Below are 12,325 nucleotides of genomic sequence, written 5' to 3' on the forward strand. Positions count from 1 at the left end.
CTTTCGTGTGATTCACTTTATTTTTTCCGCTGCATCCACAGCTTAAAACTGTACGGCAATATTCCGAACCAGTGCTGAGAAGCCGGCACTTTCTTTTCTTTCCGCACTTCTTTTCGCTCTCTCCGTTCCTGTTTCGGCGTATCGAAATATTTAACGAATTGCTCAGTCATATATTTTACATAATCATTTGTTTTCACGGCTCTCACCTCATAGTGCTGTCTTTACTATGAAGTGTTGTCCCGCCGCCTCTTTTTTATACTTCCGTCCATTGAATCAGCTGTTTCTTCTTCTGATCGAACAAAAGGTGAGCCTCGCGTCTCGTGCCTGACACTGTTTCGGCCTGAATTGTAACCTGAACCGTTTCCCGGCGATCACTCCCGGTGATGTGGAAGGAAACAGTTCCGTACGGAAAACGCTGTGTACCAGTTTGGACCTTTTGTCCCTGTGTCATATGGCGGCTTGACAGCAGCGCGCCGTTTTGGAGCAGATTCTCTCCGATCCAGTACTCCCCGGCCTCTTTCGCAAATGTTTTTCGGGTGATGAAATCAGATGAAGTATAGCTGATGACAAGTAAAACTGCGGCAGAAACAAACAGAATCGCGGGATATATAAAACCGTCAGATTTGTGCATTTAATCACCTTTTAAAGAGCTGTAAACCGGAATGACCGCCTGATTCTTTTTACCTGTAACGCTTGAGATCTCTAATAAGAGCAGGCCGTTTTTCACATCAGCCGTTAATGATGCCGTGTTTTGCAGGATCGGCACGTGGCCTTTTCCGTTTACTCTTTTCCTTATCATCTTATGATAAATTTCAAAACGCACTTCTTCGCCCCCTGTTTTCCGGCATGCTAACGCCCGTCCGCCGTCCGCCGGCTTAGCAGTCTCAGCCTGTTTACATTCGTTCATGATCTGCTGAACGGCAATTTGATGCTCCCGGCTGTCTATTCCGCCGTTATCGGTCCGGTTTGATAAAAACAGATGTAAAATCGGGCCCAGGGTGCCTGATAGGAAAAGACAGACTGCCAAGGAGAACAAAACATTAAGAAGCGTAAAGCCAGTCTGTTTTGAGAATGCTGAGGCACATTTCTTTTTCGCCGCGGTCAGCCGCACACACTTTGTAATACTCACCATCCTCCTTCCACTTCACACCGGGAGACGGCGGCTTTTTTCCGGTCATCATATAAGTGCTGATATGTTTCTGAAGAAGCTGGTACGCTTCCTGGCGATCTTCTATTTTCAGACCATCTGTCAGCATGCCCGTCCAGACCGGAATGATAGACGTCATAAGGAACAGCCAAATGGCCATTGCTGATAGTGTTTCAATAGTAGAGAACCCTTTATTTCCGTTTAGCATGGACATTTCCGCTCCCTAAGTAAACTGTGATCTCATAGGTGAACCCGGCGCTCTTCAATTGAATCTTTCCTCCCGAATTCGGATGGCCTTTTTCGTTAAATTCAAGGCTCTCCGGTAAAGTTACAAGTGTAATGTGAAGCGAATCAAAAGAACGCTCGACAATCCTTCCGGCTGACTGCAGTTTGTATTTATGCTCTTTTGGAAGAAAAGTGATTTTTGTTCTTTTATGTTCTGCGATAGCCGTTTCCTGCGCAAGCTGAATATCTTTTTGAAGCTGTTCTGTTTTTTGCCGCACGGCAAGGTGGGTGCAGACCGGCGGAACCGTCGTGAACAAAACCGTCAGCAGGACGGACGCCAGGCTTAACACAATCAGGCTTTCAAGAAGGGTAAACCCGTTTTCTGTCCGCCTGTTATTGTTCAACTGTAACTTCTCCGCCACTAATTAAGATCTGTTTACCATTCGGGCAGGCTGTATTCTTTTTGATATACCCCTCTGATTGTAAATCGTTCATATCCGGCATTTTACCTTCATGGTCGATTTCGTACGCCGTCACTTGGGCTTTCACCATATTCTGCAGTCCTTCACAGCCTTTATGCTGAATGCTTTGATTATGTTTTGTAACGTTAGGAATGGTGATTAAAAGCAGAATGGAAACGATAAATAAAACGATCAGCATTTCAATTAAAGTAAATCCATCTTGATTTTTCAGACGAAGCACTCCCTTACATTTGGTTCATCATCTGGTACATCGGCATCAGCATTGACATGTAGACAATTAAAATCATACCGGCCACAACACCGTAAATGACAGGCTGGAGAATGCCGGTATACTTCGCCGCGTTTTGTTCAAGACGCTCCATCATAAACTGGCTGTACGTATAAAGTTCGCGGTGAAGCAGGCCGTTTGCCTGTCCGTGGCTGACTGCAGCCGCAAGATCTTTTTCATAACACGGATGCCCGGAAAGAGCGGATTCTATGGTTTCTCCGGCTTTCAGACGTGTAATGAGCATCTCTGCTTCTTCACGATAAAAAGGCAGAAAAGATTGTTCTTTAAAAGCTGTTAAGCTGTCATAGATAGAAAGGCCGGATTTCAGAAGACTGCTGAGCTGTAAAGAGAAAAAGTAGCTGTTAAAAAGAACGGCCGCTTTTCCTAAGAGGGGTATTTTCACAACAATGAGCATTTTATCTTGCGGGGATTTTTTCTTACATAAGAACCAAACGTACAAAAACAAGCAGAAAGCGGCGGACAGCGCCAGTGCGCAGGCTTCATGAAAATGCCGAAAAAACGCAAAGATGAAAGCAGTCGCACCGGATGTATTCATATTCATTGATTGATAAATCCCAGAAAACTGCGGAATAATTAAACTTTGCAGGATATAAAACATGACACAGACGGAAGAAATTAAAAACATCGGATACCGGAGCATTTTTTTGATTTGATTCGTCTGCATGAGCTTTCTCTGTAATAATTCGCCGCTTTGTTTCATCGCCCCTGGCAATTCTCCGTGTTTCTCTGCGAAATAGCAGATAGAGACGGCTTCTTTATGAAAAGACAGTGCCTCAAGCACTTCGTAAAACGCATCACCTTCCCTCAGCCGGCGGATTCCGTCCGTCAGCTCTGCAAGCTGACGTTTATGTAGCTGGAGTTTCAGCAGTCTGAGCCCTTCAATCAGACTGTATCCTTTTTCCGTCATTTCACCGAGCCTTTTCAAAAAAGCCGCTTGATCCTTCAACGGCCAGGTTCGTTTAATCCGCTTCATGATACACCCACCGATCGTAATTGTCGGTCGTGACATAGCCGAGCGCGATTCCTTTTCTGATCAGCCTGCGGAGCGTCTGATATTGAAAATTGGCGTGCTCTCCCTTTGCTTCCTGAAAGCATTGGGTAAGGTTTTTCCCGTAGAGCAGTTCATAAATGCCCGCACGGCGTGTCTGCCTGTACATCCGGCAGTACACCGAACAGTTTTCCTCTTTGCAGAACGGACATGTTAAATCAACCAGACGCTGAGCAGCGATGGCAATGACGGTTTGTTCAATTTCTGTCATGTTCACCCCAAACTCCAGCAGTCTGTATATGGCGCCCTTAGCATCCCTTGTGTGCAGGCTTGAAAGAACGAGGTGTCCCGTCATGGCCGCGCGGACTGCGATTTCAGCCGTCTCGGCATCCCTGATTTCCCCTAAGATGATCATATCGGGATCATGTCTTAAAATCGCTTTTAAACCGGCGGAATATGTGACTCCGGCTTTTTCATTCACCTGGACTTGCAACACATCCTCATCTCTTGTTTCTACGGGGTCTTCAAGCGTGACAATCCGCCGGTTGAAATGCCTTTTTGCATAGTTGACAAGCGAGTAAAGGGTGGTCGTTTTTCCAGATCCGGTCGGTCCGGTAAACAGAAGCAGGCCGTGCGAATGCTTCAGAAAGGACAATAGTGCGGCGCCCGCCCCCCGAAATAAAGACAGTTTATCCAGAGGGGGAATCTGCCGCTTAGGCAAAAGCCTGATGACAAGACTTTCATCATTCATTGTCGGCAAGGTTGACATTCTCAAATGAACGGTTTCCGTCGGAAGCGGCAGAGACAATGACCCGTTTTGCGGCTTACGTCTTTCTCCTATATCCATGGCCGATAAAAACTTGAAATGAGAAATAAGCCTTACGCATTCCTCTTTTTTTAAGACTCTTTTTTTCACAAGAGCATGGCCGATGCGAAAATGAATGAAAGCATCCTTTTCTCTCGGCACAATGTGTATATCTGAAGCCCTTGCTGTATAGGCCTCATTTATGATGTTCCTGCTGTATGTTTCAATATTTTTCACAAGACTTTCCTCCTTCCGCACGTATTGTAAATCAGATACACAAAAGCCGGCAAAGGAGAGATTATGCGTTTTACACTGTGTAAAACGCAAAAAAATAAAAAATAAGCCCCCTGACTTTGATTTACTGAATGAAATCCGGAACCATTCGGCCATTTTCAGCCATCAAAAAAGCAGGCGTATGCCTGCTCTTCTTAGCGTTTCTTTTCTTTCCGCAAATATTTTTTTTGATGCTCCCTCAAAATGTCCCCTGTCCAGCCTTTCTGCCGCAGATAAATATAAATCAGCAGGGTTGATACAATAATGAGCACGATGGAACAGATATACGCATATTTCCAATGAAGCTCCGGCATGTTATCAAAGTTCATCCCCCAGAGAGCTCCAAGCGCGGTCATCGGTGTAAAGAGAGTTGTAAAGATCGTCAAGGCTTTCACAATTTCATTTCCTCTTTGGGAGGTAATGACTTCCTCGGCGTGCAGCAGATTGCTCAGTTCCTGATCAAACTCATTGATATATGTAATCCCTCTTTCCATCTTATGATGAGCCCTGAGGTAATCTTTCTGCCTGTCATTTTTCGGGAGAAACGCTTCTTTTAAAGCCATTTCCACTTTTTTAGCTCCCAGTGTAAGACCTTTCCAAATGAACAGCTCATGGCGCAGTTTATGCACATTTTCCAAGATTCCTTTGCTGTTGTCATCATGAATCTGCCATTTCAGCGTCCGCTGCTTGACTTCAAATTCATCCAGTCCGATCAGATAGGAATTCATCAGCTCTCCCAGCAGAACAAAAAAGCCTTCAATCGGATTTTCACAGGTTTGAATCTGCTGTGTGGCATGCTTTTCTTTTACACCGCGCAGCAGCGAAAAATCAAAATTAATCGTAAAAAAGAAGTCTCTCGTAATATAAAAGTGAAATACGGTATGGTTTTTTTCATCATCTAATCCTTGATGATAGATTAAAGATCCGAAAACCGCTTCATTATTCTGATCATTTGTATCTGAGCGCAGAAAGTTTATATGATTTTCATGTTCAAACCACTTTTCGCATTGCGGCCAGTGATTGTGATGGATCATTTTTTTCGCTTCCGCTTTTTCATGCGGACCGAGCTGGTACCACAGCCAGTCCGCTCCCGAATGTACCTTCATCTCTTGTCATCCTCCAGTATCGCTTTCTTGTTTTATTACCGTAAATGAGGCGGGCTAAACCAGGTTCGATGTTTGAGCAGCTTTCTACAGTGGTATTATTCCGAAAAAAGGGAGGTGCAAGCCTTCCTTCGCGGAAGGCGTTACATTGTATATCATCAAACTATCTGCCATCGTACTATTTATTTTATTAACGGCGTGTTTTGTCGCCATAGAGTTTTCAATTGTTAAAGCAAGGCGCTCCCGCATTAATCAGCTCATTGAGGAAGATGTAAAAGGAGCAAAAGCAGCCAAGCATGTCATTACACACCTCGATGAATATTTATCGGCGTGCCAATTGGGCATCACCGTCACCGCTTTGGGGATCGGCTGGCTGGGTGAACCGACAGTCAAAGCAATGCTTCAGCCGTTATTTTTAAAAACCGGAGTTCACGAAGCGGTTGCCCAAGTACTGTCATTGATCATCGCCTTTCTGCTGGTTACATATGTGAATGTCGTCATCGGCGAACTCGCCCCGAAAAGTTTTGCTATCCAAAAAGCCGAGCGGATTACACTTTTATCTGCCAGACCGATGATTTTGTTTTATAAGTTAATGTTTCCATTCATCTGGCTGCTCAATCATTCCGCCCGCCTGATTACAGCCATGTTCGGCTTGAAGCCTGCTTCCGAACATGAAATGGCTTATACGGAAGAGGAATTGCGGGTGCTCCTTGCCGAAAGCTATCGAAGCGGCATGATCAAAAAAAGCGAGCTGCATTACGTAAATAACATTTTTACATTTGATAAGCGCACTGCCAAAGAAATTATGGTGCCCCGGAATGAAATGGTGAGCCTGCCGTTAGACAGCGGATCGGGACATATGCTCCGGGACATTATCAAAACAAATAAATATACCCGGTATCCCGTAGTAAAAGGAGATAAAGATCATGTAGTCGGCATCATCAATATTAAAGAAGTTTTATTCAGATTCCTGTCAGAAGGAGGGGCGTTTACAAAACACGAACTCAGCCCTTACATCCAGCCGGCGATCCACGTGATTGAGACGATTCCGATTTATCAATTGTTCGTTAAAATGCAGCGAGAACACGCCCATATGGCCATTCTCATTGATGAGTACGGCGGAACCGCGGGATTAGTAACGGCGGAAGATATCATTGAAGAGATCGTCGGCGAAATCCGCGACGAATTTGATACGGACGAAACACCTTCCGTTCAAAAGCTTGGGAAGAACCGCTATCTCCTGAACGCCAAATTGCTGATCAGTGACGTCAATGATTTACTCGGAACAGAGATTACGGCTGATCAAGTCGATACACTCGGGGGCTGGTTTCTTACTCAGCATATTGACGCGAAGCCCGGGAGCACCATTGATTTTGAAGGCTACACATTTACGGTAAAAGAAATCGACAGCCATCATATCATGACGATTGAAGCTGACAAAGCTGAATAGCTGAGGGAGAAATCCTCCCCGGCCATTCAGCTTTTTATCATCTTAATGATTCTTTTACGATAAATCCGTTTTTTGCCAGCGCCTTCGCCAGACTCTGCTCTGTTTTCACCTGAGAAAAATCGATGCCGAGCTTCACGACAGTCTGCGCGATTTCCGGTCTGATGCCTGAGATTGTCGTTTCTATGCCAAGAAGTTTTGTGCTGTCAATCACTTTGAAAATCTGATAAGCGACCATCGTATCCACAATCGGCACTCCTGATATATCTAAAAATAAATAAGAAAGACGGAGTGAAGAACATTGGTCAAGCACCGATTCCAAAATCATTTTTGCCCGGTAGGTATCAATTTCGCCGACGAGCGGCAAAATTCCAATACCGTCGGCAATCGGCATAATCGGCGCGCTCAGTTCGTTAATCATTTCCTTTTGGGCGTTTAATTGTGTAACCGTCACTTTATAATATTCCTCTGTAAATACTTCAATCATATGGTCAATTGCTTTGTTCAGCTTCTCTCCCCAATGGAATACCGCATTCGCCCCGGGCTTCTCAGACATCGTTTCACAGCATGTCTGTATGCGGTTCCAGACCAATCTCCGGAATTCTTTAAAGCTCGTGACGCTTTCATAGACCGGTACTTCATGGACGGCCCGGTCCCTTGCGAACTGAAGCGCCCACTTTGTCAGCTCCTCTTCCCCGCCGTCTTTTTCCGATAAAATGCCGGCAACGATTTCAATTAACAGACGGTGCTGCATTTCCGCTTTCTGATCATCTGAAGGCCGCCCCGATTTTGGTATGAGCAGCCACTGGCGTGTGATTTCACCTGATTCTTCAATTAAGGTTCGAGATAATGTTTCATTCAAATGTTTCACGGGTCTCCTCCATTCAAATTACTTTGTATGTATAAATCGGCGCCGGACGCACATACTGTAATTACATCCGATGGGCTATAGCCAAGCGGTAAGGCAATGGACTTTGACTCCGTGATCGTTGGTTCGAATCCAGCTAGCCCAGTCCCGCAACCGCAAAAAACGAAGATTAGCTGATAAATTTGATCAGCGGATCTTCGTTTTTCTCTTATGATACAGATTGATGTACCGTTTTTTTCTTCGTCAGCTTCATCAGTTCTCCCGGATTGTATCCGATAACGAGCTTATTGCGATCGATCAGAATCGGACGCCGCAGCAGTTTCGGCTTCTCAGTCAAAAGCTTCAGCACTTCATTTACAGTCATTTCTTCAATGTTCAGGTTGAGGTTTTTAAATGTTTGGCTTCTCGTCGCCAATATTTCATCAATTCCTTCGGTCGTTAATGATAAGATCTGCTTCAATTCATCAATTGTCGGTGTCTCCCTGAATAGATGGCGCTCTTGAAAGTCAACATTGTGGGCTTTTAGCCAATGTTTCGTTTTTCGGCATGATGTGCAGCTCGGGTATGAATAAAAAATAAGTTCTTTCATTTTTAAAAATTCCTCCCTCGGATAATCCGTCTCTTTGTTAACATAAGTACCCTGAACTTTTTTTCCCTAAACGTATTTCAAAAAGATTTTTCGGATCTTTTTTAGAGAGCGGCATAAGATATAAAACACAGGGAAAGACATAAATTCCACAATAAATATAATCATGAAAATGTTTACATTTTGAGTGCCGATCTATTATAATAAACTTCAGATAGACTCTCGGGAGGGGATAAGGAATGAATCGCATGTTCCGGGTGTTAGGATTTTGGACGGGGATATTTGCAGTCATGTTTTTTCTAGGGGGCATGAAAGACGCTTCTCTTTTGTTTTTTGGACAGACGATCTTTTTCGTATTTCTTTCTTATTTGAATCTGACTGAGCGGATGTATATTTATATTTTTGGAGCTTACTTAACCGTATTTTTCGCCGGATTTACATATTACTCTATTTTTATTATGACACCGGGCGGCGGAACCCATTGAACAGAAAAAGACAGACCGATTATGGTCTGTCTTTTTTCATTTACAGTGAAAAACCATTGATAAACGGGTTTCGCTCCTGCTCTGTCTGGATGTCCGTTTCCGGCCCGTGCCCGCTTAATACAAGTGTATGTCCGGGAAGCGTGAGCAGTTTTTGATGAATGGAATCAAGCAATACGTCCTGACTTCCGCCGTGTAAATCAGTTCGGCCGATGCCTCCCTGAAAGAGCACATCACCTGAAATCACCAGATCCGCGTCCTTCACATAATAAGAAACGCTTCCCGGTGAATGTCCCGGCGTAAACAATGTCTCCAAATGGAAAGGCCCGATGTCCAAAATGCCGTCGCCTTCGATGAGCCGTTCGGCGGGCCGTGCCGTTACGGCAATGCCCCGCAATATGCCTGATCCGTTTAAGGAAGAGTCCTCCAGCCACTTTTCTTCATTTTTGTGAAGATAGACGGGAACATCCCATCTGTCTCTTACTTCGTCAAGTGCGCCGATATGGTCAAAATGGGCGTGCGTCAGTAAGATAGCCAGCGGCTTCAGATTGTTTTCTTTTATGTAATTGTTGATTTTGTCCGCTTCCCCGCCCGGATCAAAAATAAGACAGGACTGATCCTCACTGACAAGAAAATACGCGTTTGCCTGAATCGGACCGGCCGGCATTCGTCTCCATTTCACTTTCATCACCTCTTTATGTATATGCCCTTATTATGAAGGTTTTCTGCGGAAGATTCAATGAATGCGGCCGGGAAAACGCTATCGACAAACAAAATGAAAACGGTTAAAATAAAATGGAAAGATTTTCAGGTTCCAATGACAAAGGAGGAGCATGATGTTACTTGTTGTAATCTTCGGCCTTGTCGCATTATTAGCTGTATTAGGAGTCCTGCGGGCTGTCAGACAGAGAAATATCCTGGGATTTTTGTTAGCCGTCGCCACGCTGGGCGTGTTTGGCTGGTTTACCGTAATGACCGTTGTAACCAGCGGCTATCCGACTGCACATTAAAAGCCTGTATCCAATGGATACAGGCTTATTTTTTATTGCTGCAAATGTTTGCTGACACTTTTGATTTTGCTCTCCAGCGTCGTTTCTTTATCACGTCTGTCATCAATGCGGATATTTGTCGCCACTCTGTGCAGCCCTTTTTGAAACGGGGCTTCGTGAATGTCCTGAATGACTGCGAATAAGTCGCTCAGCTCACCTTCAATCAACGTGTTCATCGGCGTGAGCTGAAATTTGATTTTGCCGGCAGCTTTGTAACCCTCCAAAATGTTTTGCACATCCGCTACATACTCACTGACGCTCGGTGTTTTTGTTCCGATCGGAATGATTGTGACATCTGCAATTGCCATTTGGTTCAAACTCCTTTTTCATTTGTTATGATTGGTTCTGTCATGCCTGTTTTCAGTGAAATCAGACGGTCATACGTAAAGCCGTATAAAGCGTATTCCCCGTTCGGAGAGATCTGAATCGGCTCCATTTCCGTGTTTTTGAGCACCGTCCGCTCCCGTTCGTCTCCTAAGTCAAAGCTGATCAGATTGTAAGAGCGGCCTTCAGGCTTAAATATGTAAAACCGCTTGTGTGTCTGATCGTAATCATATTCCATCGGCGCAAAGCTCTCATACTTTTTTTGGAGAGGAAAGCGGTGTGTCACGGATGCCGGCTTTTGGAAAAGGAACTCGCCGTCTCCGTCCGATTGATCCGTTTGTCTGACGGCAATCGTCATGCCCGGGCGGGAATCAGCCCAGATGACGTGATGAAGCACTCTTTTTTCTTTTTTCGTCTGCAAGTCATAAGAATATAAAGGACCCTCTTCCTCCGTTTTTCCTTGCTTGATATATTGGAATTCATTAGGGGAGGTCCAATGAACAAAAGGGGCCTGAACGGGACTCTTTTTTAAAATGCCATTGTTCATATCGGCCGTATAGGCTGTGAAGTCCCATGTTTCAGTAAAAACGGTAATCATCATTTGATACGGGTCATACGGATTCCAAGCCGTCTCCAGCTCATAAGAGTTAAAGGCTTTGTGATAAAGTCTTTTCCCCTGCTTGTTTATAAGCACAAGCTCAGTCTGACCGCTGCTTGTCACCTGTACAAGAATCAGCTGTTTTTTCCGGCTGATCTTTACATTGACAATATTGCCCTTTGTTTCATAGAGCCGTTCGGACTTTCCGCTGAAAAGATCATATTTCATCAGCTGATGATGTGCTGTATACAGAATTGTTCTGTTATCCAGCCATCCTTCCGTTTTTTCCGCTTCCTTTTTACTGAGCGGAACGATTTTCTGTTCTGCCGATTTTGCCGAAACGCCTGTGTCTTGCTGCTGATGAGATGGTTCACAGGCCGCTAAACACAGAACGAATGCGGACAGCAGAACACAAACCAAGTATCTCATCAGCCTTCCCTCCATTCTTTTCTATTGTCCCATATTTGTTTATGTAAACAAATGAGAAATTTCACAGATGTCTCAAAAAACAAGCGACCTCCACAAAATACCTTCCGTCGCTTGATAAATATCAGCAAACTGATGAAAAGGCAAAGGGTTTTTTCCCTTCCCGAGCTCAATGGTATAGCCCTCTTTTCCATACTGCTGTATAAACCAATCCCTAAAACCGGCATGGCTGTCAATGGTTTTAACGCCTTGATAGCGGTTTCCGCTTATCGCTTCAAACTCCCGAATCATCTGAGATGATTGCTCCGGTTCACATCCTTCGTATCCCCAGTAAATCTCTTCTCCCTGCGTATGAAGCGCGATCAGCCGGTCAGGCGGCTGTTCCGTTATCATCCGGTGCATTGCCTGCGCCTCCGGTTCAGTGAGCGGCGCCGTTCCCGGAAAATCACGGTATGAAGGGGCTTTCGGTTTGCGCCTTTGTTCAATATCCCAATTGGATGGGAAATGTTTATTTAAATCCACACCGTTTATATTCGCCTTCCATTCGCGGAAATCCGGGCGGTACTCATTTAATTCGTTGAGAAATTCATTTTTTTCTGATAAATCTTCACACCCGTAAAGCACGAGATCAACCCCGTCGGGATTTACGAGCGGAACGAATGACAATGATGTCCGGCTGAATATATCAAGCGCAGAGTGCCCGAAAACGGTTTTATTTTCGCATAATGCCGCGCAATATTCTTTACACCATTTAAGCGCGACCGAGGTGGTGATCCATTCATTGGCATGAAATGAGGCGTTTACATGGACTTTTCTTTCGGCCGTATCCGCACCTATTTTCAGCTCATAAAGCGGCTTTCCCAATACGGAACTGCCGATTTTACGGCATGTGACAAACGGAAAGACATCCGTTATTTTCTCAATTTCTTCATAAACCGATTGGGAGCCGTACACCTTTTCTTCCTTCACCCATTGATCAGCGGAAAGAACGCTTTCACAGTGCCGGATGTATCGCGAAAGCCCGCTCAGCGTCTCAAGCGGCGGACCCTCTGACTGCCCGCTCACGGCAAAGCCGGGACAAAATAATTCATCGCTTTCCGCCATTTTATCAGCGGCTTTCAACAGTTTTTCATCAATTGAAAGCACCTTTGCAATATCTTTCATATGCTGTTTCAATTCAGGTTTGACACGAATTCCCGCCATGTTCATCCCCCTTTTTTTAAAACTATATGA

The 12,325-nt window shown here is 44.7% G+C and carries 18 protein-coding genes and 1 tRNA gene; 4 read left to right on the top strand and 15 right to left on the bottom strand.

Annotation, left to right across the window (positions count from 1 at the left end; translation table 11 throughout):
* Positions 1-17: 17 nt before the first annotated feature.
* From ACWJJS_RS12710 to ACWJJS_RS12750, 9 genes are all read right to left on the bottom strand, one after another.
* Positions 18-197, bottom strand: a complete 180-nt coding sequence (locus ACWJJS_RS12710; protein WP_003153093.1) for a YqzE family protein — start codon at positions 195-197, stop codon at positions 18-20.
* A 56-nt stretch (positions 198-253) separates the two neighbouring features.
* The gene (comGG, locus tag ACWJJS_RS12715) at positions 254-631 is read right to left on the bottom strand and encodes a competence type IV pilus minor pilin ComGG (protein WP_182069279.1); all 378 of its coding nucleotides are present in this window, start codon (positions 629-631) and stop codon (positions 254-256) included.
* Complete coding sequence (gene comGF / locus ACWJJS_RS12720; protein WP_454023625.1) at positions 632-1,132, bottom strand: competence type IV pilus minor pilin ComGF; 501 nt, start codon at positions 1,130-1,132, stop codon at positions 632-634.
* A complete protein-coding gene (comGE, locus tag ACWJJS_RS12725) occupies positions 1,041-1,355 on the bottom strand; it encodes a competence type IV pilus minor pilin ComGE (protein ID WP_015388003.1) in 315 nt (104 codons plus the stop codon). The genes comGF and comGE overlap by 92 nt, the downstream gene beginning before the upstream one ends.
* Positions 1,339-1,776: a competence type IV pilus minor pilin ComGD gene (gene comGD / locus ACWJJS_RS12730; RefSeq protein WP_025852922.1), complete on the bottom strand. Its 438-nt coding sequence runs from the start codon at positions 1,774-1,776 to the stop codon at positions 1,339-1,341. Before comGD ends, comGE begins: the two co-directional genes overlap by 17 nt.
* Positions 1,766-2,074 carry a competence type IV pilus major pilin ComGC gene (gene comGC / locus ACWJJS_RS12735; RefSeq protein WP_003153087.1) on the bottom strand — a complete coding sequence of 103 codons (309 nt, stop codon included), beginning with the start codon at positions 2,072-2,074 and terminating at the stop codon, positions 1,766-1,768. Before comGC ends, comGD begins: the two co-directional genes overlap by 11 nt.
* A gap of 4 nt (positions 2,075-2,078) precedes the next feature.
* The gene (gene comGB, locus ACWJJS_RS12740) at positions 2,079-3,116 is read right to left on the bottom strand and encodes a competence type IV pilus assembly protein ComGB (RefSeq protein WP_063174751.1); all 1,038 of its coding nucleotides are present in this window, start codon (positions 3,114-3,116) and stop codon (positions 2,079-2,081) included.
* A complete protein-coding gene (gene comGA / locus ACWJJS_RS12745) occupies positions 3,103-4,173 on the bottom strand; it encodes a competence type IV pilus ATPase ComGA (protein WP_003153083.1) in 1,071 nt (356 codons plus the stop codon). The genes comGB and comGA overlap by 14 nt, the downstream gene beginning before the upstream one ends.
* A gap of 191 nt (positions 4,174-4,364) precedes the next feature.
* The gene (locus ACWJJS_RS12750) at positions 4,365-5,315 is read right to left on the bottom strand and encodes a magnesium transporter CorA family protein (protein WP_071391609.1); all 951 of its coding nucleotides are present in this window, start codon (positions 5,313-5,315) and stop codon (positions 4,365-4,367) included.
* A 145-nt stretch (positions 5,316-5,460) separates the two neighbouring features.
* On the opposite strand from ACWJJS_RS12750, the gene ACWJJS_RS12755 reads away from it, so the two are divergent.
* The gene (locus ACWJJS_RS12755) at positions 5,461-6,762 is read left to right on the top strand and encodes a hemolysin family protein (protein WP_070082114.1); all 1,302 of its coding nucleotides are present in this window, start codon (positions 5,461-5,463) and stop codon (positions 6,760-6,762) included.
* Between the two features lie 37 nt (positions 6,763-6,799).
* Here ACWJJS_RS12755 and ACWJJS_RS12760 read toward each other — a convergent pair whose 3' ends face one another.
* A complete protein-coding gene (locus ACWJJS_RS12760) occupies positions 6,800-7,630 on the bottom strand; it encodes an STAS domain-containing protein (RefSeq protein ID WP_070082115.1) in 831 nt (276 codons plus the stop codon).
* A 71-nt stretch (positions 7,631-7,701) separates the two neighbouring features.
* Between ACWJJS_RS12760 and ACWJJS_RS12765 the strand changes: the two genes are divergently transcribed.
* Positions 7,702-7,772: transfer RNA gene (locus ACWJJS_RS12765), tRNA-Gln, on the top strand.
* Between the two features lie 63 nt (positions 7,773-7,835).
* Here ACWJJS_RS12765 and ACWJJS_RS12770 read toward each other — a convergent pair.
* A complete protein-coding gene (locus tag ACWJJS_RS12770; protein ID WP_003153079.1) occupies positions 7,836-8,216 on the bottom strand; it encodes a Spx/MgsR family RNA polymerase-binding regulatory protein in 381 nt (126 codons plus the stop codon).
* Between the two features lie 236 nt (positions 8,217-8,452).
* Here ACWJJS_RS12770 and ACWJJS_RS12775 point away from each other — a divergent pair, with 236 nt between their 5' ends.
* Positions 8,453-8,698: a DUF2626 domain-containing protein gene (locus ACWJJS_RS12775; RefSeq protein WP_003153078.1), complete on the top strand. Its 246-nt coding sequence runs from the start codon at positions 8,453-8,455 to the stop codon at positions 8,696-8,698.
* Between the two features lie 40 nt (positions 8,699-8,738).
* Here ACWJJS_RS12775 and ACWJJS_RS12780 read toward each other — a convergent pair whose 3' ends face one another.
* Complete coding sequence (locus ACWJJS_RS12780; RefSeq protein ID WP_003153077.1) at positions 8,739-9,377, bottom strand: MBL fold metallo-hydrolase; 639 nt, start codon at positions 9,375-9,377, stop codon at positions 8,739-8,741.
* Positions 9,378-9,531: 154 nt separating this feature from the next.
* On the opposite strand from ACWJJS_RS12780, the gene ACWJJS_RS12785 reads away from it, so the two are divergent.
* Positions 9,532-9,705 (top strand): DUF2759 domain-containing protein, encoded by a 174-nt coding sequence (locus ACWJJS_RS12785; protein WP_454023626.1) that lies wholly within the window; start codon positions 9,532-9,534, stop codon positions 9,703-9,705.
* A gap of 32 nt (positions 9,706-9,737) precedes the next feature.
* Here the strand turns inward: ACWJJS_RS12785 and ACWJJS_RS12790 are convergent, their stop codons facing one another.
* The 3 genes from ACWJJS_RS12790 to ACWJJS_RS12800 all read right to left on the bottom strand — a co-directional run bounded on the left by ACWJJS_RS12790 (position 9,738) and on the right by ACWJJS_RS12800 (position 12,295).
* Positions 9,738-10,052, bottom strand: a complete 315-nt coding sequence (locus tag ACWJJS_RS12790) for an MTH1187 family thiamine-binding protein (RefSeq protein WP_003153073.1) — start codon at positions 10,050-10,052, stop codon at positions 9,738-9,740.
* A 5-nt stretch (positions 10,053-10,057) separates the two neighbouring features.
* Positions 10,058-11,095: a YqgU-like beta propeller domain-containing protein gene (locus ACWJJS_RS12795; protein ID WP_146277167.1), complete on the bottom strand. Its 1,038-nt coding sequence runs from the start codon at positions 11,093-11,095 to the stop codon at positions 10,058-10,060.
* A 72-nt stretch (positions 11,096-11,167) separates the two neighbouring features.
* Positions 11,168-12,295: a M14 family metallopeptidase gene (locus ACWJJS_RS12800; RefSeq protein ID WP_071182126.1), complete on the bottom strand. Its 1,128-nt coding sequence runs from the start codon at positions 12,293-12,295 to the stop codon at positions 11,168-11,170.
* Positions 12,296-12,325 lie beyond the last annotated feature (30 nt).

The sequence above is a fragment of the Bacillus sp. JK106 genome (assembly GCF_053663355.1).

Excerpts from the sequence above, each read along its gene's own strand:
- ACWJJS_RS12770 (WP_003153079.1), bottom strand. The coding sequence starts at position 8,216 with ATGAAAGAACTTATTTTTTATTCATACCCGAGCTGCACATCATGCCGA.
- comGE (WP_015388003.1), bottom strand. The coding sequence starts at position 1,355 with ATGCTAAACGGAAATAAAGGGTTCTCTACTATTGAAACACTATCAGCA.
- ACWJJS_RS12785 (WP_454023626.1), top strand. The coding sequence starts at position 9,532 with ATGTTACTTGTTGTAATCTTCGGCCTTGTCGCATTATTAGCTGTATTA.
- ACWJJS_RS12750 (WP_071391609.1), bottom strand. The coding sequence starts at position 5,315 with ATGAAGGTACATTCGGGAGCGGACTGGCTGTGGTACCAGCTCGGTCCG.
- ACWJJS_RS12790 (WP_003153073.1), bottom strand. The coding sequence starts at position 10,052 with ATGGCAATTGCAGATGTCACAATCATTCCGATCGGAACAAAAACACCG.
- comGG (WP_182069279.1), bottom strand. The coding sequence starts at position 631 with ATGCACAAATCTGACGGTTTTATATATCCCGCGATTCTGTTTGTTTCT.
- comGB (WP_063174751.1), bottom strand. The coding sequence starts at position 3,116 with ATGAAGCGGATTAAACGAACCTGGCCGTTGAAGGATCAAGCGGCTTTT.
- comGF (WP_454023625.1), bottom strand. The coding sequence starts at position 1,132 with ATGGTGAGTATTACAAAGTGTGTGCGGCTGACCGCGGCGAAAAAGAAA.
- ACWJJS_RS12795 (WP_146277167.1), bottom strand. The coding sequence starts at position 11,095 with ATGAGATACTTGGTTTGTGTTCTGCTGTCCGCATTCGTTCTGTGTTTA.
- ACWJJS_RS12775 (WP_003153078.1), top strand. The coding sequence starts at position 8,453 with ATGAATCGCATGTTCCGGGTGTTAGGATTTTGGACGGGGATATTTGCA.
- ACWJJS_RS12800 (WP_071182126.1), bottom strand. The coding sequence starts at position 12,295 with ATGGCGGGAATTCGTGTCAAACCTGAATTGAAACAGCATATGAAAGAT.